Origin of the sequence: Rhodoferax sp., from assembly GCF_018780565.1 — a bacterium.
Classification (GTDB): Bacteria; Pseudomonadota; Gammaproteobacteria; order Burkholderiales; family Burkholderiaceae_C; genus Rhodoferax.
On record NZ_JADMJN010000009.1, the window covers coordinates 123,435 to 150,047 of the forward strand.

24 protein-coding genes are annotated in these 26,613 nt (G+C 60.3%); 11 read left to right on the forward strand and 13 right to left on the reverse strand.

From position 1 onward, the window contains the following. Positions 1-70: 70 nt before the first annotated feature. Positions 71-1,918 (reverse strand): aldehyde ferredoxin oxidoreductase family protein, encoded by a 1,848-nt coding sequence (locus IV109_RS13775; RefSeq protein ID WP_296697393.1) that lies wholly within the window; start codon positions 1,916-1,918, stop codon positions 71-73. A gap of 11 nt (positions 1,919-1,929) precedes the next feature. Beyond that, complete coding sequence (locus IV109_RS13780) at positions 1,930-2,406, reverse strand: 4Fe-4S dicluster domain-containing protein (protein WP_296697395.1); 477 nt, start codon at positions 2,404-2,406, stop codon at positions 1,930-1,932. A gap of 216 nt (positions 2,407-2,622) precedes the next feature. Between IV109_RS13780 and IV109_RS13785 the strand changes: the two genes are divergently transcribed. Next, complete coding sequence (locus tag IV109_RS13785; protein WP_296697398.1) at positions 2,623-3,762, forward strand: helix-turn-helix domain-containing protein; 1,140 nt, start codon at positions 2,623-2,625, stop codon at positions 3,760-3,762. Between the two features lie 27 nt (positions 3,763-3,789). On the opposite strand, the gene IV109_RS13790 is transcribed toward IV109_RS13785, so the two are convergent. After that, positions 3,790-4,560, reverse strand: coding sequence for a TOBE domain-containing protein (locus IV109_RS13790; protein ID WP_296697400.1), 771 nt, complete (start codon positions 4,558-4,560; stop codon positions 3,790-3,792). Between the two features lie 107 nt (positions 4,561-4,667). Here IV109_RS13790 and modA point away from each other — a divergent pair, with 107 nt between their 5' ends. Genes modA through IV109_RS13815 form a run of 5 tightly spaced genes read left to right on the forward strand, consistent with a single transcriptional unit; the run spans position 4,668 to position 9,616 of the window. Next, positions 4,668-5,426, forward strand: a complete 759-nt coding sequence (modA, locus tag IV109_RS13795) for a molybdate ABC transporter substrate-binding protein (RefSeq protein WP_296697404.1) — start codon at positions 4,668-4,670, stop codon at positions 5,424-5,426. 12 nt (positions 5,427-5,438) lie between these two features. Beyond that, positions 5,439-6,125, forward strand: coding sequence for a molybdate ABC transporter permease subunit (gene modB, locus IV109_RS13800; RefSeq protein WP_296697472.1), 687 nt, complete (start codon positions 5,439-5,441; stop codon positions 6,123-6,125). Then, positions 6,122-7,222, forward strand: a complete 1,101-nt coding sequence (modC, locus tag IV109_RS13805; RefSeq protein WP_296697406.1) for a molybdenum ABC transporter ATP-binding protein — start codon at positions 6,122-6,124, stop codon at positions 7,220-7,222. The genes modB and modC overlap by 4 nt, the downstream gene beginning before the upstream one ends. A 52-nt stretch (positions 7,223-7,274) precedes the next feature. After that, on the forward strand, positions 7,275-8,285 hold the full coding sequence (locus IV109_RS13810; protein WP_296697408.1) for a P1 family peptidase: 1,011 nt from the start codon (positions 7,275-7,277) through the stop codon (positions 8,283-8,285). Positions 8,286-8,296: 11 nt separating this feature from the next. Beyond that, on the forward strand, positions 8,297-9,616 hold the full coding sequence (locus IV109_RS13815) for a TAXI family TRAP transporter solute-binding subunit (RefSeq protein ID WP_296697409.1): 1,320 nt from the start codon (positions 8,297-8,299) through the stop codon (positions 9,614-9,616). Here IV109_RS13815 and IV109_RS13820 read toward each other — a convergent pair. The 3 genes from IV109_RS13820 to IV109_RS13830 all read right to left on the reverse strand — a co-directional run bounded on the left by IV109_RS13820 (position 9,606) and on the right by IV109_RS13830 (position 15,891). Continuing rightward, entirely contained in the window at positions 9,606-11,933 is a 2,328-nt protein-coding gene (locus IV109_RS13820; RefSeq protein WP_296697411.1) for a DUF1631 family protein, read from the reverse strand. The genes IV109_RS13815 and IV109_RS13820 overlap by 11 nt on opposite strands. Positions 11,934-11,951: 18 nt before the next feature. Beyond that, complete coding sequence (gene ettA, locus IV109_RS13825) at positions 11,952-13,613, reverse strand: energy-dependent translational throttle protein EttA (protein WP_296697413.1); 1,662 nt, start codon at positions 13,611-13,613, stop codon at positions 11,952-11,954. Positions 13,614-13,692: 79 nt separating this feature from the next. Then, positions 13,693-15,891 (reverse strand): DUF1631 family protein, encoded by a 2,199-nt coding sequence (locus tag IV109_RS13830; protein ID WP_296697415.1) that lies wholly within the window; start codon positions 15,889-15,891, stop codon positions 13,693-13,695. Between the two features lie 339 nt (positions 15,892-16,230). Here IV109_RS13830 and IV109_RS13835 point away from each other — a divergent pair, with 339 nt between their 5' ends. Beyond that, on the forward strand, positions 16,231-17,961 hold the full coding sequence (locus tag IV109_RS13835; RefSeq protein ID WP_296697417.1) for a DEAD/DEAH box helicase: 1,731 nt from the start codon (positions 16,231-16,233) through the stop codon (positions 17,959-17,961). Next, positions 17,858-18,547 (forward strand): NAD(P)H-binding protein, encoded by a 690-nt coding sequence (locus IV109_RS13840; RefSeq protein ID WP_296697419.1) that lies wholly within the window; start codon positions 17,858-17,860, stop codon positions 18,545-18,547. The genes IV109_RS13835 and IV109_RS13840 overlap by 104 nt, the downstream gene beginning before the upstream one ends. Before the next feature lie 60 nt (positions 18,548-18,607). Here the strand turns inward: IV109_RS13840 and IV109_RS13845 are convergent, their stop codons facing one another. The 3 genes from IV109_RS13845 to IV109_RS13855 all read right to left on the reverse strand — a co-directional run bounded on the left by IV109_RS13845 (position 18,608) and on the right by IV109_RS13855 (position 20,725). After that, positions 18,608-18,922 carry a hypothetical protein gene (locus IV109_RS13845; protein ID WP_296697420.1) on the reverse strand — a complete coding sequence of 105 codons (315 nt, stop codon included), beginning with the start codon at positions 18,920-18,922 and terminating at the stop codon, positions 18,608-18,610. 110 nt (positions 18,923-19,032) lie between these two features. Further along, the gene (locus tag IV109_RS13850; RefSeq protein ID WP_296697422.1) at positions 19,033-20,250 is read right to left on the reverse strand and encodes an MFS transporter; all 1,218 of its coding nucleotides are present in this window, start codon (positions 20,248-20,250) and stop codon (positions 19,033-19,035) included. After that, positions 20,243-20,725, reverse strand: a complete 483-nt coding sequence (locus tag IV109_RS13855; RefSeq protein ID WP_296697424.1) for a MarR family winged helix-turn-helix transcriptional regulator — start codon at positions 20,723-20,725, stop codon at positions 20,243-20,245. The genes IV109_RS13850 and IV109_RS13855 overlap by 8 nt, the downstream gene beginning before the upstream one ends. 59 nt (positions 20,726-20,784) lie before the next feature. Here IV109_RS13855 and IV109_RS13860 point away from each other — a divergent pair, with 59 nt between their 5' ends. Next, complete coding sequence (locus tag IV109_RS13860) at positions 20,785-21,336, forward strand: PaaI family thioesterase (RefSeq protein WP_296697426.1); 552 nt, start codon at positions 20,785-20,787, stop codon at positions 21,334-21,336. Then, on the forward strand, positions 21,333-21,743 hold the full coding sequence (gloA, locus tag IV109_RS13865) for a lactoylglutathione lyase (RefSeq protein ID WP_296697428.1): 411 nt from the start codon (positions 21,333-21,335) through the stop codon (positions 21,741-21,743). The genes IV109_RS13860 and gloA overlap by 4 nt, the downstream gene beginning before the upstream one ends. Positions 21,744-21,796: 53 nt before the next feature. Here gloA and eda read toward each other — a convergent pair whose 3' ends face one another. Then, a complete protein-coding gene (eda, locus tag IV109_RS13870) occupies positions 21,797-22,438 on the reverse strand; it encodes a bifunctional 4-hydroxy-2-oxoglutarate aldolase/2-dehydro-3-deoxy-phosphogluconate aldolase (RefSeq protein ID WP_296697430.1) in 642 nt (213 codons plus the stop codon). A 48-nt stretch (positions 22,439-22,486) separates the two neighbouring features. After that, positions 22,487-24,316, reverse strand: coding sequence for a phosphogluconate dehydratase (edd, locus tag IV109_RS13875; RefSeq protein ID WP_296697432.1), 1,830 nt, complete (start codon positions 24,314-24,316; stop codon positions 22,487-22,489). A 189-nt stretch (positions 24,317-24,505) separates the two neighbouring features. On the opposite strand from edd, the gene IV109_RS13880 reads away from it, so the two are divergent. Further along, positions 24,506-25,021: a superoxide dismutase family protein gene (locus IV109_RS13880; RefSeq protein ID WP_296697435.1), complete on the forward strand. Its 516-nt coding sequence runs from the start codon at positions 24,506-24,508 to the stop codon at positions 25,019-25,021. A 15-nt stretch (positions 25,022-25,036) separates the two neighbouring features. On the opposite strand, the gene IV109_RS13885 is transcribed toward IV109_RS13880, so the two are convergent. Then, positions 25,037-25,567 carry an NTP transferase domain-containing protein gene (locus IV109_RS13885; RefSeq protein ID WP_296697437.1) on the reverse strand — a complete coding sequence of 177 codons (531 nt, stop codon included), beginning with the start codon at positions 25,565-25,567 and terminating at the stop codon, positions 25,037-25,039. Further along, entirely contained in the window at positions 25,564-26,571 is a 1,008-nt protein-coding gene (locus IV109_RS13890; RefSeq protein ID WP_296697439.1) for an XdhC family protein, read from the reverse strand. The genes IV109_RS13885 and IV109_RS13890 overlap by 4 nt, the downstream gene beginning before the upstream one ends. Positions 26,572-26,613 lie beyond the last annotated feature (42 nt).

Consider the following 26,613-nt stretch of genomic DNA (forward strand, 5'->3'; position numbering starts at 1 on the left):
GATTTCTCCAAAAAGAAAAGCGGCCACCGGGGACCGCTAGTTCATTGTTTGCGCAGACTGCCGCTGGCGCTTACAGCCCCAGACGGGTCTTGGTGGCCGCGGTGGGGCGGCCTTCCGTGTCCCAGCCGCGCGCTGCGTAGTACTTGGGCATCATCTCGGCCAGCATGTTGACCTTGCCTTTGGAGGGGCCGGTTTTGCAGGCTTCGGTGAGCAGCCGCTTGGGTAGGCTGTCGTCCTTGGCGGTAAAGCCGGCGCGGTTGTTGAATTCGCGCTCCATGTTCCACACGCGCTCACCGATTTTTTCCAGCTCCTCGGTGGTGTACTGGTCGCCACAAGCTGCCGAAATCTGCGGCGCCAGGTCGGCCAGGCCCCAGGCAAAGGTGGTGAACACGCACAGGCCGGACGAGTCAAACGCCGCAGTAGCATCCTGGAAGGCCTTGACCAGTTCGGGCTTGCCTTCGTGTTCGATCGGATCGGTCTTGACCGGAATGCCCAGTACTTCAGAAGCAATGGTGTAACCACGCAGATGGCAACCGCCCCGGTTGCTGGTAGCGTAGGCCAGGCCAATGCCCTGGATGGCGCGGCCGTCATAGGCCGGAAACTCCTGACCCTTGCTGGTCATGCTCAGGTCGGGTTGTCCATATTTGGCTGTCAGGCGCTTGGAGCCCTGACCGATTTCTTTGCCAAAGCCACGGCTGTAAATGGTTTCTTCCGTCAAAAACGCGAGTGCTTCGGCCGAGCCAAAAGGGGCTTCGATGCCAATCTGCTCCTTGGTCAGCACGCCCATTTCGTACATTTCCATGACTGCGCCCACGGTGGCGCCAAAGCTGATGGGATCAATGCCTTCTTCGTTGCACAGCATGGTGGCATATTGCAACGCCTCCAGGTCTTTGACGCCGTTGGCCGCACCCAGTGCCCAGGCCGCTTCATACTCCAAGCCACCCGATGCGCCCCAGTATTGCGGCTTGTTGGCCACGGTGAAATGGCTCTCGTCCATCTTGCTGATGCGACCGCACGCAATGGTGCAGCCAAAACAGGCCTGGTTGGTCACCAACTGCTTCTTGCCATCGGTCTTGCGCGGCGTGGCCATGGCTTCGGCCGAGATGTCCTTGGCGCTTTCAAACGCGTTGTCGCGGTGGTTACGGGTGGGCAAGGCGCCCATCTCGTTGATGACGTTCATCAGCACTTGAGTGCCATAGGCGGGCAGACCCTGGCCGGTCACGGCGTTCTCGGCAAGGATCTTCTTCTTCTCGGCAATCGCCTTCATGAAAGCCTTGGGATTGTGAATGTTGCCCACGCCCTTGGTGCCGCGCACCGCAATCGCCTTGAGGTTCTTGCTGCCCATGACGGTGCCCACACCGGAGCGCCCGGCGGCGCGGTGCAAGTCGTTGACCACGCTGGCGTACAGCACGCCGTTCTCGCCGGCCTTGCCGATGCTGGAAACACGCGTCAAAGGGTCCTGCAGGCTCTTCTTGAGCATCTCTTCGGTTTGCCACACGCTCTTGCCCCACAGGTGGGCTGCGTCGCGCAACTCCGCGATATCGTCATTGACGTAGAGGTACACCGGTTTGGGACTCTTGCCTTCAAAAATCACCATGTCCCAGCCCGCCATCTTGAACTCGGCGCCCCAGTAGCCGCCCGAATTGGAGCAGGCGATGGTGCCAGTCAGCGGGCTCTTGGTGATCACCGTGTAGCGGCCACCGGTGGAAGCCATGGTGCCGGTCAGCGGGCCGGTTGACCAGATGATCTTGTTGGCCGGCGACAGTGCGTCAACCTTGGCATCGACCTCTTCCACCAGGTATTTGGAGCCCAGGCCACGCGAGCCGAGGTAGGCGCGCGCCCAATCCATATTGAGCGGCTCGGACTTGACGGTTCCTGCGGTCAAGTCAACGCGAAGAATTTTTCCTGCCCATGACATGATGATTCTCCTTAAACAGCGGTAGGTTGGTTGCCGAGCTTGTCTGCCCACTGGGCCATCTTGCCCAGGCCGGTCCAGTTGGCGTCGATGAAGGTGATGGCACCGGTAGGGCAGGCCTCGGCACAGGCCGGCTCGCCGCCGCACAGGTCGCACTTTTGCACCTTGCCGGTTTCCTGCACGTAGTTGATGGTGCCAAACGGACAGGCAATGGTGCAGACCTTGCAGCCGACGCAGGTGGAATCGTTCACCACCTTGGCGCCGGTGAGCTTGTCCACGGTAATGGCCTCCACCGGGCAGGCATGCAGGCACCAGGCCTCATCGCACTGGGTGCAGGTGTAAGGCACTTTCTTGCCGGTATGGTGAAAATCAAATACCTTGATACGGGATTTGGCGGTGGCGAAGGTGCCGTAGTTTTCGAAAGAACAGGCCATTTCGCACTGCAGGCAGCCGGTGCACTTGTCTGGGTTGATATGCAACACTTTTTGCATGTTTCTCTCCTGGTGGTAGCGGCAAGCAACCTATGCAATGCCTTGCCTATGAAATTGAATACATAGGCATTGTTGAACTTCCAGAGAGCAGCGCGCCTAGGGTTATCCCTAGTCAGGTATTCAACAGGGTCGGAAATTCTCAAATTGAAACACTGGGCAAAACCAGTGCTTGTGTACGAGAATTGCCGGAATCGTGAAACCGGCAAAGTGCAGACCATGAGACAGATCCCATCCAATTCGCTTGCGACCAGTCAAGCCCCACGGCTGGCCAGCATTGAGCACGCCCGTCGCGCCGTCATGCAAGACCACGTGGCACTGCCTGCGGGCTGGGTTGCCCCGTGGGTTGAGCGCTCATGGCAGCGTTGCATGAGCCTGGGGCTGCATCCGCAGGACGCGGTTGCGTTCGAGATGCTGTCTGTGCAACAGATGCGCCGCACGCATGATGCCAATCAACGCCTGGTTCAGACAGCCAAGCCAATTCTGGAAGGCTTGGGGCGCGCCATTGTGAACACGCGCTACTTTGCCATCCTCACCAACACCGATGGCGTGGTGGTGGACGTGAGCGGCGCCATCGACCGCTCCGACCCGAGGGCCAACCTCATCACACGCATCGGCACCGACCTGTCGGAAAGCAGCGTGGGCACCACGGCGATTGGCACCGCGCTTTCAGAACTACAGCCCGTGTGGCTGCACCGGGGCGAACACTTTTTTTCCAGCACCGCGCATTACAGCTGCGCGGGGGCTCCCCTTTTTGGCCCGGATGGCGCGTGCGTGGGCATGCTGGACCTGACCGGCATTGACGCAGTGGAGCGCCCGGAACTGAAGCATCTGGTCACGCAATCCGCCTGCAAGATTGAAAACGCCCTGGTGCTGGCGCAAGCGCACAGTCTGGTCGTGCGCCTGAACTGGCCAGGCAACGCCTTGGGCAGCGAGGCCGACGGCATTATTTGCCTGGATGCAGACGGCTGGATCACCGGAGCCAACCAGATTGCACGGCAGATGGTGCCCAACATGGCTGCGCCCGGACAGCAAAATGTGCATGTGAGCGAAGTGTTCGGCATCCCCTATCAGATGCTGTTTGATGCCGTGCGCCGTAGCGAGACCGTGCTTGAAATTCCGCTTTGGACCGGTCTGCGCCTGCAGGCAATGCCGATCGAGCGTTCGCGCGAAGAATTCGCGGTTCACGCCGACCCGCGCGCTAGCAACAGCTTGCCGCTGAAAGACATCGAAACCGCCCTGATTCGCAAGGCCGTCGACCAGGCCCGGGGCAATGTGGCCGAGGCTGCCCGCACACTGGGCATCAGCCGCGCCACGGTGTACCGCAAGCTGGGACAACAACGGCCGTCTACAAATTGAAGCGGCCGGCCGGCGGTTTGGCCACCATCAGACCAGGGCCAAAACCACGGCATTTTCATCAACGCAAGCCGTGACCTTGGCTCCAACACGCAGGCGATTCGGATGGTCGGTGAACCCGACCACTTGCAGGTCGCCGGGCAAGGTCATCACGACTTCATCACGCAGGGTGCCACGCGACAGGCGGGCGACACGGCCAGACAGCCGATTGACGTGCTCGCGCGCTAGCACCTGACCCGCGCAGACTCTCACCGCCGTGGCCTTGCACAGCACGAGCGCGGCCAGCCCAGGCTGCAAGGCCAGAAGCTCAGCGCTCTCGCGCGTGATGGAGGAAGCGATTTCAACGGCGCCTGGCAGGCACATGACAACGCGCACCATTGGGTCCCCGGGCGCCTGCGCCTGAAGCTGAGTGACAACACACGGCAAATGATTGCGCATGCTGGTGCGCAAGCCCGCACCCGCCAGGGCCTCTGCCGCCCCACCGCTGAAGCGGGCCAGCACATCACGGCGGGCGCTATCCATCTGGCGCGCAGCATCGAGAAGCTGCTCACCCGCCGCGGTCAGGCGCGCACCGCCACCGCCGGCTCCGCCGACGGCCCGATCCACCAGTGCCACGCCGGCCAGGTTGGTCAGGGTGTCCACCGCCTGCCACGCGGCCTTGTAGCTCACCCCGGAGTCACGCGCGGCTTGCGAAATGGAGCCGCTTTGCCCCACGAGACGCAGAATCTCAATGCGCTTGTCTGCGGGCGCATGGCCCAGCGCACCGGCATAGGAAACAGTCAGAGGGCTGATTTTTTTCATGGAGAGATTGTGCGCTGGGCAGACTGCCCTGCTCCACCTGTTGGCACAAGGTCATCAGGCCCGGTGCTACACTTTCGTTATTCAATTTTAGAATAACGAAATGAACCATGAAACCCGTGCCTCCCCAAGCTAGCATGGCGTTGCTGGCGTTTGTCATGTCGGGCAGCCTGCAGGCCGGAGAAGTCCATGTGGCCGTGGCCGCCAACTTTGCCTCGCCCCTGAAGGCGCTGGCTGCCGATTTTGAAAAAAACACGGGCCACAGGATGGTGCTGTCCGCTGGGGCCTCGGGCAAGCTGTACGCCCAGATCAAAAGCGGTGCTCCGTTTGATGTATTTCTGGCAGCTGACGACGAAACACCCAACCGGTTGGAAAAGGAAGGCGACGCCGTGGCGGGCTCGCGCTTCACCTACGCCACCGGCAAGCTGGTGCTGTGGTCGGCCAGGTCCGGCACCGTGGACGCCCAGGGCGAGGTGTTGAAAAGCGGAAACTTCAAACACCTGGGGCTGGCCGCGCCGAAGCTGGCACCCTATGGCGCAGCGGCCATGCAAACCCTGACTCACCTCCGGCTCATGGACCGGCTGCAGGCACGCCTGGTACAAGGCGAAAGCATTGGCCAGACCTACAGTTTTGTCGCCAGCGGCAATGCCGAGCTGGGTTTTGTGGCCCTCTCCCAAGTCTCTGAAAACGGCAAGATCACCAAAGGTTCGGGCTGGATCGTGCCGGCCCATCTGTACAGCCCGCTGCGCCAGGACGCGGTCATGCTCGTGCGGGGCAGCCGCAACCCTGCCGCCAGTGCCCTGCTGGCATTTTTGAAAACCGGGAAGACCAGGACAGTGATACGCTCCTTCGGCTATGAAACTGAATAAGTGCTTGACGTAATGCCCGGGGTCTATTGGGACGCGGTCGCGCTCACCCTCAAACTCGCCGGCATCACGACGCTGCTGTTGCTGTTGCTCGGCACGCCGCTGGCCTGGTGGCTGGCGCGCACACGCTCCTGGCTCAAGGGGCCGGTCGGTGCGCTGGTGGCCTTGCCCATCGTCTTGCCGCCCACGGTGATCGGGTTCTACCTGCTGGTCGCCATGGGGCCGCAGGGGCCGGTGGGGCAACTCACCCAATCTCTGGGCCTGGGTCTGCTGCCATTCACGTTTGCCGGCCTGGTCGTGGGCTCGGTATTTTATTCGCTGCCCTTTGTAGTGCAACCGCTGCAGAATGCCTTTGAAGCCATCGGCGAGCGCCCACTGGAGGCCGCGGCCACTCTGCGCGCTTCGCCAATGGATACCTTTTTCAGCGTCATCTTGCCCCTGGCCCGGCCCGGTTACCTCACCGCCGCGGTGATGGGCTTTGCACACACCGTCGGCGAATTCGGTGTGGTGCTGATGATTGGCGGCAACATCCCGGACAAAACCCGTGTCGTGTCTGTTCAGATTTACGACCACGTGGAAGCTCTGGAATACACGCAGGCGCACTGGCTGGCTGCAGGCATGGTGCTGTTCTCGTTTGCAGTGCTGCTGGTGCTTTACATCTTCAACCCCACCGGGCGGCGCAAATGGGGTCCTGACCGATGAGCGCCTCGTCCACCAAGCGGATCCGCGCGCGATTCCAGCTCAACTACCCCGGCTTTGAATTGGATGTTGACCTCGACCTGGCAGGCCGCGGCATCACCGCCCTGTTCGGGCCTTCGGGTTCGGGTAAGACCAGCTGCCTGCGCACCATTGCCGGGCTGGAGCGCAGCATGCAAGGCGTCATGGCCTATGTGGCCGTGAATGATGAAGTCTGGCAGGACGATGCCAAGGGCGTGTTTGTGCCCGTGCACCAGCGCGCACTGGGCTATGTGTTTCAGGATGCCAATCTGTTCACTCACCTCAGCGTCGCTCAAAATCTGGCCTATGGCAGGACGCGCATCCCGCCAGCACTGCGCCGCGTCTCGCTGGATCAAGCCGTTGCCCTGCTGGGCATTGGCCACTTGATGGACCGCCAACCCGGCACGCTGTCGGGTGGTGAACGCCAGCGCGTGGCCATTGCCCGCGCCCTGGCCACCAGCCCACGCATATTGCTGATGGACGAACCGTTGGCTGCCCTGGACGCCCCGCGCAAAGCCGAGGTGCTGCCCTATCTGGCAAAACTTCACCATGAACTTGACATACCCGTGCTGTATGTGAGCCACGCGCTGGATGAAGTGGCGCGCCTGGCGGACCATCTCGTGTTGCTGAACGAGGGACATGTGACGGCCAGTGGCCCAACGGGTGAGTTGCTGACGCGTCTGGATCTGTCGATCGCGCATGGCGATGCGGCAGGCGCCGTGCTCAGCGCCACCGTGTGGAGCCACGACGCAGCCGACCATCTCACGACAGCCCGCTTTGCGGGTGGGACGATAACAGTGCCCGAGCAAAATGCCGCCATTGGTTCACCGCTTCGCATCCGCGTGCAGGCACGCGACGTCAGCCTGACACTGGAACGGCAAAGCGGCACCAGCATCCTTAACATCATTGCCGCCACCGTCACCGCCCTGTCACCCGACAGTCCCGGCCAAGTCATGGTGGCGCTGGATGCATGTGGCTGCCCCTTGCTGGCCCGCGTGACCACCCGATCGGCCAAGGCGCTGGCACTGACCCCGGGTCTGACGCTGTATGCGCAGATCAAGGGCGTAGCGATTCTGGGATAGTGCCGCAAGACCTGACCGTCACAGACGGCTGCACATGGATAATGAGATGGTCATGAACATCATTCCTGCCAGCGCAAGTTCCATTACCGAAGTAGCAGGCCTTGAAGTCGGCCATTTCACCGACAGCCGCCGCCCCACGGGCTGCACCGTCATCATTGCGCGCGACGGTGCGGTGGCGGGCGTGGATGTGCGCGGCGCAGCACCCGGCACACGCGAAACAGACCTCTTGCATCCCTCCAATCTGGTGGACCGGGTACACGCCATTACCCTGGCGGGTGGCAGCGCCTGGGGGCTGGATGCGGCCAGCGGCGTGATGCGCTGGCTGGAAGAAAACCAGATCGGATTGCCGGTGGGCTTTGGCCTGGTACCCATCGTGCCCGCGGCCGTGCTGTTTGATTTGCCGGTGGGTGATGCCAGCATCCGACCCGATGCCCGCGCCGGCTATGAAGCCTGCCTGGCAGCGAGCCGCGCAGCGCCCGCCGAAGGCAATGTGGGTGCTGGCGCTGGCGCACTGGTGGGCAAACTCTTTGGACTGCAGCGGGCCATGAAAGGCGGTATCGGCAGCGCATCGATCACTGTGGACGGCATTACGGTGGGCGCAATCATCGCCTGCAACGCAGTAGGCGACGTCGTCGATCCGGCCACAGGCCTGCCGCTGGCAGGCGCCCGAACGCCCGATGGCAAATCACTTTTGAACATTCGCGATGCCATTCTGACGGGTGAGGCACCCCAAACGATACTGGCCGGCACCAACACCACCATCGGCGTGATTGCCACCGATGCCATTCTGACCAAGACCCAGGCACACCGTCTGGCCCAGGTGGCCCATGACGGACTGGCTCGCAGCATCAACCCGGTGCATACCATGTCCGATGGCGACACCCTGTTTGCAATGGGAACCGGCAAGGCCGGCAAGAGCGCAGGGATGATGCTGCTCAGCGTTCTGGCCGCCGAGGTGTGCGCTCGTGCTGTGGTGCGGGCCATACGGGCCGCCAGGGGCATCAGCGAGAGTGGCATGCATTGGCCTGCCGCTGTCGAACTGCACCCACAGGCCAAGCCCTGACAGTTCGCACCATGCCCAAGACGATCCGCCATGCCTTGCTGTCGATTCGGGACCTACTGACATCGGCGGGGCCATTCATCCTGCTTGCCATAGTCCTGCTGGCTCTGGCCTACTGGTGGCTGGACCCGACGCCACCGAAGCGCGTCACGCTGGCCACCGGGCCTGCGCAGAGCGCCTATGCCGAATTCGGCAAACGCTACGCCAAGGCCATGGCAGCCTACGGCATTGAAGTGCAACTTGTGCCAAGCGAGGGGGCGGCCCAAAATCTTGAATGGCTCACGCAGGGCAAGGTCGATCTGGGCTTTGTGCAAGGCGGCAGCGGTGCACTGGATGTCAGCCAGACTGGCTTGCTCGCCCTGGGCAGTTTGTTCGTCGAACCAGTGTGGCTGTTTTACCGCGTGGACGCTGCACGCACGGTGACGAAAGATTCAACACTGCACACCCTGTCCGAGTTGAAGGGCCTGCGCATGAATGTCGGCACCGTTGGCAGCGGCGTACCCAGCCTGATTCGCAAACTGTTCGATGCCAATCAGCTGGACGAACGCAGCGTCACTTTGTCCCAACTGGAGCAGACCCCGGCGACTGTGGCATTCCTGAATGGTGAACTGGATGTGCTGGTGTTCGCCTCGGCACCGGAATCACTCATGGTCCAGATGCTGCTGCAAACCCCGGGGGTGAAGTTGATGGCCTTTGCGCAGAGTGAAGCCTACTCGCGCCGGCTACCCTTTCTGACGCCAGTGACCCTGCCCCGCGGCGTTGTGAACCTGGCCAAAGACATCCCCGAACAGAATGTGCGGCTGGTAGCCCCCACCACCACCCTGATCGCCCGCCGCGGCGTGCATCCAGCCATCATGCAGTTGTTCTCCCAGTCATCCCTGACATTGCACAGCACGGCGGGCTGGTTCAACCACGCGCATGAATATCCCAATGCGGCCAACACGGAATTTCCTCTTTCGGCGGAAGCAGAACGCACCATTCGCAACGGCATACCGCTGCTGCAACGCTACTTGCCTTTTTCGTACGCCAACCTGATGGAACGCATGTGGCTGGCGCTGGGCATCATCATTGCGGTGTTGTTGCCGCTCAGCCGCATCGTGCCGCCGCTTTACGAGTTCAAGATCCGCTCAAGGGTATTCCGCTGGTATGCGCGTTTGCGTGAAATTGAAGAGCGTGCCGAAAACCAAACAAATTCATCGGAAGAATTGATTGCAGAACTCAACAGGCTTGAGACCCGCGTAGGAAAAATTACGGTGCCTCTGTCTTATGCGGATGAACTCTACGCACTACGCAACCACATCGAACTGGTGCGCAACAGGATTCTCAGGTCTTGACGTCCATGCTGTTGAGAATGGCGGTTTGCACCACCGCATCGAGGGCACCGTCCACCACGGGTTGACCGGAAACGATGCGCATGCTGCCCGCAGCAAGCAGCTTGTCGCGGGAGCGCCGCGTCATGGACTGCGTACTGCCGTAGGCACTGGTAAACAAAAACAGGGTTCCATGCGGACTGGCCCATGAGAGCTGTGTTCGAACCCACGCACCCTTGACCAGCATTTCCACCCATGACCCCAGTGGCAAGGAAAACTCAACGGAGGTGGAATCCATCGAAACAGCTAGCTGCTCAGGTTCGCCCGGTGTATGAGCCTCATGCAATGCCGCATTGGCAACGGGCAGCGGCAACACCTGCGACATGGCCTGGGCCACATCCATGAATCCAGAAGCTTTGGCCTCCGCTGGCGCCACCCAGGGCTCAGCATCCTCCAGCAAACTCAGGCTCAAACCATCAGGCTGCGCTGGCGACTCCACTTTGACGGGCGCCCGGAATGCCAACTGGTGCTGCTTCATCAACAAATCGAAGAATGCACTGGTCTTGACTGGTGGATAGTCGATGAGTTCAAGCCCCTCACGCAATTTGCCCAACAACTTGGGGACCAAGCGGGTCAACTTCCCGATATCCCGGCGGGTCAGCTCAGGTTGAGCACTCCACATCAGCGCCAGAGACAGTTCCCGATATTGACCAGGATCCTCCGACTGCGCCTTGTCCCCGATACGTGCATGGGCCATCACCTGTGCCCACGGTCCGCACAGAAAATCACGTACGCCTTCAGGCACTTTCAGGGCCTCGGGTTGCGCCTGAATTTCCCTGGCGATCTTCTCGGCCAGGACATTGCGCGCCTCGACGTGTTGCAAGGCTTTCACCGCTTTTTCCAACTGCGCGGAAGGGGCGCGTGCATCCCACCCGTGAATTAATTCATTGAGGACCTTCTCAAACGGCTGCGCATCCTCTATCGACATGTCCGGCAAAGGGGCGGCCACCAGATGCAAAAGATTCAAAAAGTCTGCAAACCCGCGCGTGGCAACCGATTCATAGGCCAGGCTGCGATGCGTGATTTCCTGCAGCAAACATCTGGCCGGGTGCTGCTTGTCGCTGAAGAATCGAGGGTCCACCAGAGCCAGCCGCAACAACGCTGGTTCAAGATTCTTCACCACATCCCTTATCGGTTCGAGCAGCCGCGAGTCGCGGGCAATGTTCTCCACCATCAGCGCGACCACTTCCAGGCTGAGCGCCTGCCCCACACCGCTGGCACCACGGCGCAACTCAGCGCGCACAGACTGCGGAGATCCGTCACTTGCGACACCGCCCCCACCGGCCAGGTTGCGCCGCTGGCCGATGCGCTCCATCACGCGATCGACCTGATCCATCTCCTGAAGCGCTTCCAGAGCAGCCGGCACCGTGGCATCAAAATCGGTAGCAGACGGTAGCGTTTTGTCGCCTGATTCAAATTCACGTGAAAACTGGGCAGAAAATGATTTGACGCCGGCATTCACCGGCCCCTGGTCCAACTCACCGGTCAACAATCGGCGCAGCTTGTCCAGTGTCAGAATAGTTTCATTCTGGACCGATAGAGAGTCGCCAGGCAGGGAGGTTGCGGAGCCGGATCGCGGACCGGCAGCAGCACTGAGGCCACCGCCTCCACCATGGGTGCGGACCACCGCATAACCGGTAGCCGCGACGCCCTTGCTCTGCAAGCGCTGCGACAGTGTCTGATACAGCTCACTCAGCTCTTTGCCCAGCGCGGCACTCATGTAGTGCAGCCAGTCCATTTGAATCGGCGAGGGTACCGGCGCTTGCGCCAACACGCTACGCAGCGCACGAATGAAAACTTCCGGTCGCAAGGGGTTGCGCTCGGGTTGCACGGCTTTCAAGCCAAGCGTGGCACAAATATAGGTATTAAGTTCAGCCAGCGAAGCCTCAGCTGCCAGCATGGCCGATTGCTGGGCGCGCGCCAACACCACACTTTCATGAACCTGGTCTGAATCCATCAACTCGAGTTGATCGAAATGCAGACTGGCCAGCGCCACTGTCACCGCGACGCCTTCTGGCAAGGTCTGCTTGAAAGCCGCTGTCAGCGCTGCGGGGTAGAGCCCGTTAAGCTGGACCGCATGGCTATCCAGCAGCTTGAGAGAGAGCTCCGCCTGGCCCCGCTCAACCAAGCCACGCACCTGCTTGGCACGCTCCCTGAGAGACAAGCGCGCTGCCGCCAGCACTTTGCCCATCATGGACTCGCCGGCTTGGGCCGCCTGCTCCAACGTGGCCTGGTAGAGAGCCGTGTACTGATGCTCCCTGCCAGCCGATTGCGTGTTCATGGCTGTTGCGCGACCGGTTTACTTCAAGGCCTTGAAACGCATGCGCTTGGGTTTGGCACCTTCCTCACCCAGGCGCTTCTTCTTGTCAGCCTCGTATTCCTGGTAATTGCCGTCAAAGAAGGTCCATTGACTGTCGCCTTCGCAGGCCAGAATGTGGGTTGCAATGCGGTCGAGGAACCAGCGATCATGGCTGATCACCATGAGCGAACCGGCGAATTCCAGCAAGGCGTCCTCCAGGGCGCGCAGAGTTTCCACGTCCAAATCGTTGGATGGTTCGTCCAGCATCAGCACGTTGCCGCCAGCGATCAAGGTCTTGGCCAGATGCAGACGCCCGCGCTCACCGCCCGACAGCGTACCGACACGCTTTTGCTGGTCCGCACCGTTGAAGTTAAACCGTCCGCAATAGGCACGACTGGCCATCTGAAACTTGCCCACATTCAGAATATCGAGTCCACCGGACACGTCTTCCCAAACCGTTTTGTCGTTCGACAAATCATCCCGGTTCTGGTCAACAAACGCCATCTTGACGGTGGAGCCAATCTTGACCTCACCGCTGTCAGGCTTCTGTTGGCCCGAAATCATGCGGAACAAGGTTGATTTGCCCGCGCCGTTGGGGCCGATGATGCCGACAATGGCACCAGCCGGAACTTTGAAACTCAGGTTGTCAATCAAGACGCGGTCGCCAAATGACTTGGTGACGTTGACGAACTCAATCACTTCATTGCCCAGGCGCTCGGCCACAGGAATGAAAATCTCGTTGGTTTCGTTGCGCTTTTGATACTCGAAGTCTGACAACTCTTCAAAACGGGCCAGACGCGCCTTGCTCTTGGCTTGACGTGCCTTGGGGTTCTGACGCGACCACTCAAGTTCTTTCTTCAAAGCCTTGGCGCGTGATTCCTCGCCCTTTTGTTCCTGGACCAGACGCTCCTGCTTCTGTTGCAGCCAGTCGCTGTAATTGCCTTTGTAGGGAATGCCGGAGCCGCGGTCCAGTTCAAGAATCCACTCGGCAGCGTTGTCCAGGAAGTAGCGATCGTGGGTAATGGCCACCACGGTGCCTGGGTAGCGCTGCAGAAACTGCTCCAGCCAGTCCACCGACTCGGCATCCAGGTGATTGGTGGGCTCATCGAGCAGCAACATGTCGGGCTTGGAGAGCAACAAGCGACACAGGGCCACCCGGCGCTTTTCACCACCAGATAACAGACCGACCTTGGCATCCCAGGGAGGCAGGCGCAAGGCGTCAGCGGCGATCTCAAGCTGATGCTCTGAATCGGTACCAGCGCTGCCAATGATGGCTTCCATCTTGGCCTGCTCTTCGGCGAGCGCGTCGAAGTCGGCATCTTCTTCGGCATAGGCGGCGTAAATCTCTTCCAGGCGGGCTTTGGCCTTGAACACGTCGCCCATGCCCGCTTCCACGCTTTCGCGCACGGTTTGATCCGGATCAAGCTGGGGCTCCTGGGGCAGGTAGCCGATGTTCAGACCAGCCATGGGCACGGCCTCGCCTTCGAACTCCTTGTCGACACCGGCCATGATTTTGAGCAGGGTCGACTTGCCGGAACCATTGGTACCGAGCACGCCAATCTTGGCGCCGGGGAAGAAACTGAGTGAAATGTCTTTGAGAATGAAACGCTTCGGCGGCACGATCTTGCCGAGTCGGTTCATGGAAAATACGTATTGAGCCATTGGTGTTGCGAGGTATTTCGAGGTGTAAATACCACATTATCGACGCACGGCCGATCTTTCACCCACCGGAGCCCAAGAATCAGGGCTTCTCTTCCAGTTTCTCCACGTCATTTTGCAGGGCAGTTTGTGCCACCGCATCAAGCGCATTGTCCACAAGATGCCCATCCGACAGGAAGCGAATGGCACCCTGCATCCTCAAGCGCTCCATCGTCCGCCGGGACATCGAGTGAGCCAGGCCACCGCGAGAAATAAACATGAACAGGGTTCGGTGCGGACTAACCCAGGTCAGTTGCGCACGCAGCCAGACACCCTCCACGATCAACTCAACCCATACGCCGGTATGGAGGTCCCCCACAGACCACGGACGCTGATCCGCGTCAGCATCCTCACCTGCCAGGGGTTGCGCATCTTCCGGCAGATAACCGGATTCCTGCGCCTCATCATCGCCCATCCAGAATCCTGTGGCATCCGTCAAATCAAGTGCGCCAAGCTCTTCTTCTGTTTCAGCAACCTCCTGTGGCAACTGTGCAGCGGGCTGCGCAGGAGCTTGCTGGCGCGGCCCTTCAAACACTTTTTCATGCAAGGAGATCAAGGCATCAAAAAACACCGGTATGCGTTCCTCTGGATATTGAATGCTCTGCAAACCCTGACGCAGCTTGATCAACAGATTCGGCACCAGTTGCACAAGCCGGGCGCGATTACGCCGGGCCAGGCGAAGTTGAACACTCCAGAGCAACTCATCGACTAACGCCAGATAGCCATCCGGGTCAGCACTGCCATCGACACAGGCCAGTTGCGATTCCGCCACCACCTGCGCCCAGGGACCACGCAGGAAGCTTGCCACCAGATCTGGAATATCCTTGTTTTTCTGGCGTTCGTGAAAATCATCGGCCAGGCGCTGCGCCAACAGGTTTCTTTGTTCGGCATGCAACAGGGCGCGAGCGGCTTCCTCTTGCTGCTGGCGTTGCGCCGACTCACCGGAGGTCCAACCCTCTTCGAGTTCGCCCAAAACCGCTGCAAATGCGGGCGCATCAGCAGCCCCCTTCGTCAAAATACCGACCGCATCTGAAATCGATCTGAGGTAAGGAAAAAAACCTTCGTCACTCTCGCTGGCATAGGCCAGGCTGCGATGCGTGATCCGATCCAGAAATCGACGGGCCGGATGTTGTCGTTCGCTGAAAAACCGCGGATCGGCACGGGACAACGCAAGAAGCACCGGCTCCAGGGTTTGAATCAGTTCGCGGACCTTGAGCAGCAAACGCTCGTCCTGCATCAGGTTGTCCAGCATCATGCGGACAACCTCTTCGCCCAATTGCTTACCCAGCTGTTTGCCTTGGGTTTGTTCGCGCTCAACCTGCCGACCACCTGAATCGATCGGCATGTCCGACTCGGCCGCCACGCTGGCGCGCTGAGCCAGTCGCCGCATCATGGGTTCGACCAGTTGCATGTCTTCCAATGCCACGAAGGAGGCCGGCACCGTATGCGAAAAATTCGGCAAGCCGCCCATCACGCTGCCCAGCTCCCCCGTCAACAAACGTCGAAGCTTGTCCAGTGTCACCAGCGTGCGAGACACCGAGCTTTGCGCTTCTTTGCCATGTCCTGCCTTCGCACTCACGAGTGGACTGCCCACCGGTGTTGCAGGCTCGACACCTTGCGAGCGCAACCAGTCGCAAATTTCGCGGTACAGCTGACGCAGACTCACCCCAAGCAAACCGGCGGCAGGTGTGATCAGAGCGGCCCTCGCCCGCTCATCGGGCAAATGCTGCACCAGACATGCCTGCAAGGCCCGAACAAAGACATCGGGCTTCAGGGGGTTCAGTTGAGACTGCACCGTGATCCAGCCAAGCAAACCACTGATCAGGGCATTCAAGGACGGCAGTACGTCATCCACCCCACGGAAGACCTCTTGCTGCGCCAAGGCAAATTCGATGTTCGCATCAATCTGCCTGGTATCCAGGAGCTGCAAATCCTCAAAACGAACTTGAGGCTGCTCTGCGAAATCATGAGATCCACTGCTATAGACTGCAGTACGCAATTCGCTCAAAAAAGTGCGCTTTACCGCAGCAGACTGGCTGCAGAAAAATTCAATGGCAGTTTTGCTGGCCGCTGAGTGATGACCGAATGTGCCTTTGCCCTTGGTTTTGACAGTCGAGGCTAGCAGTCCCTCCAGCACATCGGTCATCAGGGTATCCGCCTGCAGCAGCACAATTTCGATGCAATCGTGCAGTGATGGACGAACGCCAGACCGGTCATCCGCAACACCGATGCGTCGAAGCATAAATTTCTTCATCAAGCGCTTTTCCCCGTTACAAATACGACTCGCCCGGCGCCATTCTCCCAGTTGCGGGCGGCTCTGAACAGCCCCGTTAACAGATTGTTGCGAACCGGCGCTTTGTGGCATCGCTGACACGCTTTTTGACGTCCCTCAAGACACAATCGCCAGACCATGCGACAATCGGACCATATTACGGCGCTTCAGTTGCCCGTGATGCCAGCAACTTGCTGGGAACAATGCCCAGCGCAGACGTTCCACTTTTAACCCATCTGCCTTTGACTGAATCCGTGCATCACGCACAGAGCAGGCTGATGCCATAGCGCCCAGGATAGGCGCCACACTATGAACTTTGAAGAACTAAATCTGGCCCCGGCCATTGTCAAGGCCGTGCTCGAGCAGGGTTACGAGACCCCCACAGCCATTCAGGCCCAAGCCATTCCGGCCGTCCTCGCAGGGCATGATCTGCTCGGCGGTGCACAAACCGGCACCGGCAAGACAGCCGCCTTCGTGCTGCCCATGCTGCACAAACTTAGCGCAGGAGAAGCCCCCCGCAACAAATTCGGCGGCATTGGCATTCGTGCCCTGGTGCTGACGCCAACCCGTGAATTGGCGGCGCAGGTCGAGGAGTCTGTGCAAACCTACGGCAAATACCTCGAACTGTCCTCCACAGTGATTTTTGGCGGCGTTGGCATGAACCCCCAAATCAGCCGCGTCAAAAAAGGCGTGGACATTCTGGTGGCCACGCCGGGGCGTCTGCTGGACCTGCTGCAGCAAGGCGTACTGGATCTGGGCCAGGTGCAAATCCTGGTGCTCGACGAGGCTGACCGCATGCTGGACATGGGCTTCATCCATGACGTGAAAAAAGTGCTGGCCGTGGTGCCCAAAGACAAGCAGAGCCTGCTGTTTTCGGCCACCTTCAGTGACGAGATCCGCGACCTGGCTGCCACCTTGCTGAAAAATCCGCAAAGCATTCAAGTCACCCCACGAAACACCACGGTGCAGCGCATCACGCAGCTGATTCACCCGGTAGGTCGTGGCAAGAAAAAGGCTTTGCTGGCGCACATCATCCAGGAACACAACTGGAGCCAGGTGCTGGTATTCACCCGCACCAAGTTTGGCGCCAACAACGTGGCTGAGTTTTTGACCAAGAACGGTATCAATGCCATGGCACTGCACGGCAACAAGAGCCAGGCTGCCCGTACCCAGGCACTAAGCGGCTTCAAGAGCGGCGACATTAGGGCATTGGTGGCGACCGATATCGCCGCGCGCGGCATTGACATCGATGACCTGCCGCATGTGGTGAACTATGAAATACCCAATGTGTGCGAAGACTACGTACACCGCATTGGCCGTACCGGTCGCGCCGGCGCAGACGGCACAGCCGTGAACCTGGTGTGCCTGGATGAAGAAGGCTTCATGCAGGACATCGAACGCTTCACCAAACAAAATATCCCGGTCCAGATCGTGGAAGGCTTTATGCCCGAACCCGGCGAAAAAGCGGAGCCCATCGCCATGGGTCGCCAGACGATCTGGGGCGGCGCAGGCAAACCACCAAGCCGTGACGTCATGCAGGCAGCTGCCAAGGCAGCCCGCACCGAAATGCTGACACGGGTACGCGAAAGCAAAGGCGAACGTGGTGCACCGGCAGGCGGCGGACGTGGCGGTAATGGCGGTGGCAATGGTGGCGGACATCGCGGTGGCGGCAGCGGTCAACGCAGCCATAACCCAGCGGGTGATCAGGCCGCGCGCGGCCCAGGTCAGGGTCAAGGCCAACGGCCTGCACAAGGACGCGGCGGCAACGGGGGTGGCAATGGCGGCGGCTACGGCGGCTATGGTGGTGGCAATCCACCCGCAAGGCCAGCCCAGGGTCAACCCGATCCCATGCGCACCAGTGTGGACATGATGGCTGAGCGTGGCGCTCGCCGCGGCGGTGGTGGTTTTGGCGGCGGAAACCGCAACGGAGGTTCTTATGGTGGTTCGGGCGGCCGCTCAGGCGGCGGAACGGGTGGCTTTGGTGGCGGGGGCAACGGGTCTCGTGGGCCGGGAGGTTCTCGCGGCTCTTTTAACCGATAAACGTTACACGGCGGTTCACTGCGTGGGCCGCCGGTCGTTGCCGGTCAAGCATCCCAAACTGGTCAGTCATGTGGTGGATCTTTCCACCCTGACGACATTGCCGGGCATCGATCACATTGACGACGTCTATATCGCGCTGGGTACCACCATCAAGGTGGCGGGCAGCCAACAGGCTTTTCGTGCTGTCGATTTTGATGCGGTACTGGCTGTCGCGCGTGCGGCCAAAGCCGCCGGTGCGACCCGGCTGGGCGTCATCAGCGCCATGGGCGCCAGCGCAAACTCTGCCCTTTTTTACAACCGCGTCAAAGGCGAGATGGAAGATGCTGTGACCCAATTGGGCTACGAGGCCCTGGTCATTGCCCGGCCATCGATGTTGGCCGGTGACCGGGCTGCACTCCATCAAGCGCCTCGGCCCGGTGAAAAAATGGGGTTGTTCGCAATGATGACGCTGTTCAAACCCCTGATTCCAGCGAACTACCAGGCCATCACGGCAAAACAGGTCGCCCACGCATTACTGAAATCCGTGGCTGACCTTGAGGGAGGAAAGCGCATTCTGCTGTCCGGGGAGATGCAGTCGGTTGCGTAAACCGGCAGCGATTCCATAGCGTTGCGCGTGGCACGCAAGGACCAAGCGCCGCCCCGCCAATCAAGCGAATTGCGCGTCGTGCAAATCGCTCAGCACAAACATGGCGGTGACGACCTCGCGTTTGAAGCCAACACGACTTTGACCCATGCCATCCCCACCGTTCATGATGAGTTGGCGGATGAAGTCACCAAACTCACGATGTCCCCATGAAGACTGGATCACATCATGGATCCGTTTGTAGTCCCGCTCGATGACCTTCAAGGCCTCGGGCAGGCGGCGCTCCACCGGCATTTCATGCAAGGGCATGGGCTGGGTCAGAGTGTCCATTTCTTCATCGCCAAGCAGGCCAAATTGAGTTTCACTGTATGTTTTCATCACGTATCCAATTCAATGCGGTGAATGTAAGACAGCTCGCAGCGAACTGGCCAAGCGACCCCATGAAACAGAAACGCAAACCGTGAAATAGTTTGCTGAAGCTCCCGAATTCAGGCCCTCGCCGGTAACCTGGCCTCCCGGATAGGCAAATGAATCAAGGCTGCACCTATGGCCAGCAGGATATCGATGTACCAGACCCAGTCGTAGTTGCCCGTCGCCTCAAACACCTTGCCACCCAGCCAGGCACCCAGGAAGCCACCCAACTGGTGGGTCAGCATCACGATGCCGAACAAGGTAGCCATATTGCTTACTCCAAAAAATTTCGCCACAAGCCCGGCCGTTGGCGGCACGGTGGACAAGAAGGTCAGACCCATGACAGCAGCAAACACCAGCATGACCACGCCGGTCTTGGGTGCCAGCAAAAACACCAGCACGGCGAACGCCCGTACAGCGTAAACCAGTGACAGCAGCGACTTCATGCGCCAGCGCCCCACAGCCCAGCCCATGGCAATGCTGCCCACGATATTGAACAGCCCCAGCATGGCCAGCGACCAGGCGCCAAACTGCACCGGCAAGCCACAGGCAGCGATCACACCTGGCAAATGAGTGGCCAGAAAAGCAACGTGAAAGCCGCAGACGAAAAAGCCAGCGGCCAGCATCAGGTAGCTCGGGTTGCGCAGTGCATGCCGGATGGCGTCCATCGTCCGCTGCGGTTGGTGGCCCACCGGCGCCGGCTGAGCAGGGCTGCCCCTGAGCAAAAATGCCGCAGGCAGGGCCAGCAGCACGATCACACCCATCACCTGCATGGCACTGGCCCAGCCCAGACCCACCATCAGCGCACCCGCAATCGGCGCCATCAGAAACTGGCCAAACGATCCACCCGCGTTGACAATACCGGTGGCCAGGCCGCGCTTGTCAGCAGGAATCATGCGCGTGGTGGTGGCCATCAGGACCGCCGGTCCGGCCATGCCGGCACCGCCAGCCGCCAGCACGCCAATGGCGAAGATCAAGCCTGCGGTACTGGTCATCCAGGGTGTGATGAAGGTGCCCAGTGCCACAAGGAAAATGCCCACAAAAAGCACGCGCCCGGCACCCACCTTGTCTGCCATGGCACCTGCAAATGGTTGCGTCAAACCCCACCAGAGCTGGCCAAAAGCAAAGGCCAGACTGATATTGCCAACACCCAGCCCGGTGGATGTGTTCAGAGAGCTTAAGAACAGACCCATGGTCTGGCGCGTGCCCATGGTCAGCGCAAAAGTGCCCGCAGCAGCCAGCAGCACCAGCCACACCGCTACTTGACGATGCGAGGATGAATCAGCCTTACTCATCTTTTGACTCCGTTGTGGACTCCGACAGAAGCGCCAGCGACTGGTCGATCAGGGCGTGCAGGGCCAGCATGTGCGGCATACCCAACAGGTGATTGAGGGTAGTTTGCGCGATTTTCCAATGGCGCTGGGCTTCCTGGCGTTTTTCGCGGCCGGCATCTGTGGCCGTGATCAGGCGACTGCGCCCATCCGCACCCTCTGCCAGCTGGACCCATCCTGCAGCGACCAGCGGCTTGAGGTTGCGTGTGAGCGTGGAGGCATCCATTTTGATGGCCTGCGCCAGATCCCCGGGCCGGATTGGCCCCATCTTGACGACGTACGACAGCAGCGAGTACTGTGTGATTTTCAATCCGGAATGGGCAAGTTCGGCGTCGTAATGCTGGGTGATACGACGCGTCAGCTGGCGCAGCTTCAAGTTGGTACAGCCCTGTAATTTGGGTTCCGGAACTGTCTGCGGGATAAGCGTGTTGGCATTCATGCTTCATATTGTAGCTACAATTGTTGCATATGCAAATTAATTGATGACAGGAACCTATCATGACCTCAACCAACCACCTTGAAGCCTGGCTTGCCCAGGAACAATCCATCCGCGCAGCAATGGATGCCGGTCCCGGACCTGGCGTGGCCCGCCCTGACCAGATCGCCGGCAAAACCGGGCTGGAACTGATGCAGGCCATGTTGCGGGGCGAGATACCCTACCCTCACATTGCGCAGACCATGGATTTCCTGATAGTGGAAGCCGGGCTGGGCCACGCCGTATTCCAGGGCACGCCTGGCGTTGCCCACTTGAATCCGATGGGCAGCGTACATGGTGGCTGGTTTGCCACCATGCTCGATTCCGCACTGGGCTGCGCCGTCCACACCCGCATGAAGCCCGGCCAGGGCTACACCACGGCGGAATTGAGTGTGAACATTGTGCGAGCCCTGACACCCAAGGTGACCCGTGTGCGGGCCGAAGGCAAGGTCATTCATTGTGGACGGCAGCTCGCCACCGCAGATGCACGTCTGGTGGGTCCAGACGGCACGCTGTATGCGCATGCCACCACCACCTGCCTGGTGTTTGAAATTCCGCCACAATCAACGACATGAGATTCCTTCACACCATGCTGCGCGTTGGCAACCTTCAACGCTCGATTGACTTCTACACCAAGGTGCTGGGCATGAAGCTGCTGCGCACCTCCGAAAATCCGGATTACAAGTATTCGCTGGCTTTCATCGGCTACGGCAACAACCCGGAACACGCCGAGATTGAGCTCACCTACAACTGGGGTGTGGAGTCCTACGACATCGGCACGGCCTACGGCCATGTGGCGCTGGGTGTGCCCGATGTCTACGCCGCGTGCGAAAAAATCAAGGCGTCCGGCGGCAACGTCACACGCGAGGCGGGTCCCGTGAAAGGTGGCACCACCGTGATTGCCTTTGTCACCGACCCGGATGGCTACAAGATCGAATTGATACAACGCGCGGAATCGGGCGCTGGCACGGGCTTGCGCTGACAGCCACTATTATTTTCATAGCTGGCAGCGCATGTAGATAGAAGGCTACAAGGCTATTTCTTTAACATTTGGGTGTCGCGGGCAAGTTGTGTCACGCGCGCCCAGTCACCCAGCACCAGGGCGTCGCCAGGCACCAGCCAGGAACCGCCCACGCAGACCACGTTGGGCAAAGCCAAGAATTCCGGTGCATTGCTCAGGGTCACTCCACCCGTAGGACAAAACTTCACGTCAAAGAATGGCCCACTCCAGGCTTTGAGCATGGCGGGACCTCCTGCCTGCATGGCAGGAAAAAATTTCAACTCGGTGAAGCCATCCTCCAGCGCCATCATGATCTCGCTGCCGGTGGCCACACCAGGCAGCAAGGGCATACCAGCATCACGGCATGCCTGCCCCACGGCAAAGGTGTAGCCAGGACTGACCGCAAAGCGGGCGCCCGCCATGGCTGCCGCCTGTGCATCCGCCTGGGTGCGCACGGTGCCGGCACCCACCATGGCCTCGGGCACGTCCTTGGCAATGGCCTCAATGCAGGCCAGGGCCTGCGGCGTTCGCAAGGTCACCTCCAGCATGCGGATGCCGCCGGCCAGCAGAGCCCGCGCCATGGGTACGGCATGCGCCACATCATTCAAAACAATCACGGGAATGACCGGCGCGTCCTGCATCACCTGCAGGGCGGTCAGTGGGGTGCGAGTAGACATGGGATCTCCAAATTCAAAAAGCGGCAGCGGCGTCTTCAGGACCCGCCATCACAACCAGGTGCAGGCGCCCTCTTCGGCAGCCCATGCATTGCGGCGGAAGTTGGCAAACAACTCGCGGCCCATGCCGATACCGTTGGCTGCGCGCAGCTCTTCCGGCATCGTTGCAACCGGGCGGGCAGCCCATGCTGCATCGCTCACCAGCACTTGCAGGGCTCCTGCATTCGCGTCCAGGCGGATGACATCACCATCACGCAACCTGGCCAAAGGTCCGCCTGCCGCAGCTTCGGGCGAGACGTGGATGGCGGCGGGCACTTTGCCAGAAGCACCACTCATGCGTCCGTCGGTCACCAAGGCCACCCGAAAGCCCTTGCCCTGCAGCACGGCCAGCGGCGGCGTCAGCTTGTGCAGCTCGGGCATGCCATTGGCTTGCGGGCCTTGCCAACGCACTACGCAAATGATGTCACGGTTGAGCTCGTCGGCGGCAAATGCCTGCTGCAAGGCATCCTGCGAATCAAACACCCGGCAAGGCGCTTCAATCACATGCCTGTCATCTGGCACCGCCGACACCTTGATCACACTGCGTCCCAGATTGCCTTGCAGCAGTTTGAGACCCCCATGCGGACTGAATGGCGCACTGACGGGACGCACCACGGTATCGTCCTTGCTGGCACCGGCATCCACCCATTGCAGTGGGCCATGGCTTGCGTCGGGTTGAGAGACGGGAATACCGGTGTATTCACGCAGACCGCCGGCGCGAACGGTCAGCACATCGACATGCATGAAACCGGCATCCAGCAATTCACGGATCACAAAGCCAGGACCTCCAGCGGCCTGGAACTGGTTCACATCAGCGCTGCCATTGGGGTACACGCGGGTCAGCAAGGGCACCACTTCGGACAGCGCCGAGAAGTCATCCCAATCGATCACAATACCGGCCGCACGCGCTACCGCCACCCAATGAATCAGGTGGTTGGTCGATCCACCTGTGGCCAGCAAAGCCACCATCGCATTGACGATGCAGCGTTCATCAACCACCTGCCCGATAGGTGCAAAGCGCCTGGCGTGGGTGATTTCCAAAACCGTGCGCACCGCCTCGCACGTCAAGGCCTCACGCATGCTGGCGCCAGGATTGATGAAGGCCGTACCCGGCACATGCAGGCCCATGGCCTCCAGCAGCATTTGGTTGCTGTTGGCGGTGCCGTAAAACGTGCAGGTACCCTCCCCGTGATAGGCCCTGGATTCTGCCTCCAGCAATTCGGCCCGCCCCACCAGCCCTTGCGCAGCCTTCTCACGCACTTTGGCTTTTTCGTTGTTCGACAGGCCCGAGGTCATGGGACCCGCGGGCACGAACACCGTCGGCAAATGCCCGAAATGCAGGGCACCAATCAGGAGCCCGGGCACGATCTTGTCGCACACGCCCAGCATCAACGCCGCATCGAACACATCGTGGCTCAATGAAACGGCCGTGGCCATCGCAATCACGTCGCGTGAAAACAGGCTGAGCTCCATGCCGGCAGTGCCTTGTGTCACCCCGTCGCACATGGCCGGAACACCACCAGCAACCTGCGCAGTAGCACCCAGACGGCGTGCCTCGGTCTTGATGATGTCAGGGTAGTGCTGCAACGGCGCATGGGCCGACAGCATGTCGTTGTAAGCGGTCACTATGCCGATGTTGGGTGCACGCTGCGCCACAACGCGCAACTTGTCGTTGCCTGGCAGCGCGGCAAAGGCATGCGCCACATTGGCACAACCCAGCCGCTGGGCACCGGGCTGGCGCCGGGCTGCAAGCGCGAGCTGATCCAGGTAAGTACCGCGCGTGATTCGACTGCGCTCGCGAATACGCGATGTGACTGCCTCAACAACTGAATGGAGTTTCATGAAAATTCGGTAACAAAATTACAAGCACAATGGTACTCCTGAACCTGGGGCAACAGACGGGTCGCGCGTTACCAGATGGTTACGAAAACCCAGGCCGGCGGTGGGAAGAAATCAACATCCAGCTTGTCAGATGTATTCACTTGCCCTACATTCAATGCCACCATTCCCCAACAAAAACGAGGTGCAAAAATGATTCGACTCATCACGCCTATTACCGCTGCCGCACTGCTGGCTGCATGCGCAGCAGGCCCTTCCGGCCCGGTAGCGTCGGCCCAGTTGGCGGCGACCAAAGGCAATGCGACAAGCGGTCAGGTGCAATTTTCCCAGAAGGGTGACAAAGTACTCGTCACTGGCGAAGTCCGGGGGCTCAAGCCCAATGCAGAGCACGGTTTTCACGTCCATGACAAAGGCGATTGCTCCAGCGGTGACGGCATGAGCACCGGTGGTCATTTCAATCCCGACGGCAAAGCACACGGAGCCCATCATCAAGCCGAGCACCACGTCGGCGACCTGCCCAGCCTGAAAGCCGATGCGGCAGGCGTTGCCCGCTTCAGCTTTGAATTGGACACCTTGTCGGTAGGCAGCGGCAAGGCGGATGTGGTGGGTCGCGGCCTGATCGTGCACCGTGACCCGGACGACTACAAAACGCAGCCCACCGGAAATTCAGGCCCGCGCCTTGCGTGTGGCGTCATCACCAGGGGTTAAGGCCTGGCGCGCGGCTCAAGCGCCGCGCAGCAACTGCTCTGCACGCTGCAGATCGTCAACCGTGTCGATATCGGTAATGCAGCCGATGTCGTCCACCGGCCATTCAGTCGCTCCGTGCGCTTTGACGACGGACGCGGCACCTGAACTCCCCTGCAAATGCATGAGTTCGACGGCACAACAGGCCTGAAAACCAACGGGGTGCCCGCGATGCCCCCCGCACACGGGCACAACGACCTCATGCAACGTCAGGGCTGCTGCGATGGCGAGCAGCGTTTCGCTTTGAATCAAGGGCAAATCAGCAGGAAGAATCAGCCAGCCAGTAGCACCTGAAGTCGCTCGCACTGCCGCAGCGATGGAGTCGCCCATGCCGGGGTGACCAGCGTCTTCCAGATGCCAGGGCAAGCCGCTGGCTTGCACGGCGTCCAGCGTATGTTGCAAGACCGTTTTACCAGCCAGCAATGCCTGCAGTTTGTGGGTCGTGCCGCCTGAAGCGATGAACCGTTCACCGCGCCCGGAGGCCAGAACAATGACCGTAGGCAAACTCAAGTCAGCGCACAACCTTCGGTGGTGGCCACGGTTCCCATCACTGCGTTCTTGACCTGAACCATCTCGGCGACGATGGACACCGCAATCTCCGCCGGTGTCTTGGCACCCAGCGCCAGACCCACGGGGCCGTGCAAACGCGACAGCTCTTCGGCAGTAAGGTCAAAGTGCTCGGCCAGACGCTTCTTGCGAGTGTCCTGGTTACGCCGCGAGCCCAGGGCACCCACATAAAATGCATTGGAGTGGAGGGCTTCAAGCAAGGCCATGTCATCCAACTTGGGATCGTGCGTCAGGGCAACGATGGCCGTGTGAGCGTCGGGCACCAGTTCACGCACCACGTCATCGGGCATGCCCTCAACGCGTCGCACACCGCCAAGACCATTTGCCAGCGTGGCCGCATATTCTTCACGCGGATCACACACCAGCACTTCAAAATCGAGCATGGACGCCATTTGCGCCACGGCCTGTGACAGCTGGCCGGCACCAATCAGCAAAAGGCGCCATTTCGGGCCAAACACGGTCGTGAGCGTGGAGCCGTCAAACTGCATGGTTTGACCGCGAACCGCATCTGACAGCTGCACCACACCCGTAGACAGGGTCAAGGTGCGAGACACCAATTGATGAGCGGCTGTTCGGGCGAGCAGCTGAGCCACCCAACTCGTATCCGTCAGGGGTTCCTGCACCAGGCGCAAGGTGCCACCGCAGGGCAGGCCAAAACGTGTGGCCTCTTCCTTGCTGACGCCGTAGGCAATCATGCTGGGCTTGGCGCCCTCCGGGGCGGCGCCCGTCGTTTTGAAAGCAGCTTTGGTGCGGGCGATCAGATCGTCTTCCACACAGCCACCGGACACAGAACCACTCACCACGCCATCATCGCGCACGGCCAACAAAGCCCCTGGAGGGCGCGGCGCACTGCCCCAGGTTTCCACTACCGTAACCAGCGTGACAGCGTGGCCGGCATTGCGCCAGGCCAGAACATCACTTAATACTCTGAGATCAAGACTTTCCATTCACTCACCTGTATTCATGCGGCGCCCTTTCCCACATCGGGA

Coding starts and splice junctions, on each gene's coding strand:
- IV109_RS13890 (WP_296697439.1), bottom strand. CDS start 26,571: ATGGAAAGTCTTGATCTCAGAGTATTAAGTGATGTTCTGGCCTGGCGC.
- modB (WP_296697472.1), top strand. CDS start 5,439: ATGCCCGGGGTCTATTGGGACGCGGTCGCGCTCACCCTCAAACTCGCC.
- IV109_RS13790 (WP_296697400.1), bottom strand. CDS start 4,560: ATGAAAAAAATCAGCCCTCTGACTGTTTCCTATGCCGGTGCGCTGGGC.
- IV109_RS13810 (WP_296697408.1), top strand. CDS start 7,275: ATGAACATCATTCCTGCCAGCGCAAGTTCCATTACCGAAGTAGCAGGC.
- edd (WP_296697432.1), bottom strand. CDS start 24,316: ATGAAACTCCATTCAGTTGTTGAGGCAGTCACATCGCGTATTCGCGAG.
- IV109_RS13840 (WP_296697419.1), top strand. CDS start 17,858: ATGGTGGTTCGGGCGGCCGCTCAGGCGGCGGAACGGGTGGCTTTGGTG.
- IV109_RS13835 (WP_296697417.1), top strand. CDS start 16,231: ATGAACTTTGAAGAACTAAATCTGGCCCCGGCCATTGTCAAGGCCGTG.
- IV109_RS13830 (WP_296697415.1), bottom strand. CDS start 15,891: ATGCTTCGACGCATCGGTGTTGCGGATGACCGGTCTGGCGTTCGTCCA.
- IV109_RS13860 (WP_296697426.1), top strand. CDS start 20,785: ATGACCTCAACCAACCACCTTGAAGCCTGGCTTGCCCAGGAACAATCC.
- IV109_RS13845 (WP_296697420.1), bottom strand. CDS start 18,922: ATGAAAACATACAGTGAAACTCAATTTGGCCTGCTTGGCGATGAAGAA.
- modA (WP_296697404.1), top strand. CDS start 4,668: ATGAAACCCGTGCCTCCCCAAGCTAGCATGGCGTTGCTGGCGTTTGTC.
- IV109_RS13820 (WP_296697411.1), bottom strand. CDS start 11,933: ATGAACACGCAATCGGCTGGCAGGGAGCATCAGTACACGGCTCTCTAC.
- IV109_RS13880 (WP_296697435.1), top strand. CDS start 24,506: ATGATTCGACTCATCACGCCTATTACCGCTGCCGCACTGCTGGCTGCA.
- ettA (WP_296697413.1), bottom strand. CDS start 13,613: ATGGCTCAATACGTATTTTCCATGAACCGACTCGGCAAGATCGTGCCG.
- IV109_RS13815 (WP_296697409.1), top strand. CDS start 8,297: ATGCCCAAGACGATCCGCCATGCCTTGCTGTCGATTCGGGACCTACTG.
- eda (WP_296697430.1), bottom strand. CDS start 22,438: ATGTCTACTCGCACCCCACTGACCGCCCTGCAGGTGATGCAGGACGCG.
- IV109_RS13850 (WP_296697422.1), bottom strand. CDS start 20,250: ATGAGTAAGGCTGATTCATCCTCGCATCGTCAAGTAGCGGTGTGGCTG.
- IV109_RS13780 (WP_296697395.1), bottom strand. CDS start 2,406: ATGCAAAAAGTGTTGCATATCAACCCAGACAAGTGCACCGGCTGCCTG.
- IV109_RS13855 (WP_296697424.1), bottom strand. CDS start 20,725: ATGAATGCCAACACGCTTATCCCGCAGACAGTTCCGGAACCCAAATTA.
- gloA (WP_296697428.1), top strand. CDS start 21,333: ATGAGATTCCTTCACACCATGCTGCGCGTTGGCAACCTTCAACGCTCG.
- IV109_RS13775 (WP_296697393.1), bottom strand. CDS start 1,918: ATGTCATGGGCAGGAAAAATTCTTCGCGTTGACTTGACCGCAGGAACC.
- modC (WP_296697406.1), top strand. CDS start 6,122: ATGAGCGCCTCGTCCACCAAGCGGATCCGCGCGCGATTCCAGCTCAAC.
- IV109_RS13785 (WP_296697398.1), top strand. CDS start 2,623: ATGAGACAGATCCCATCCAATTCGCTTGCGACCAGTCAAGCCCCACGG.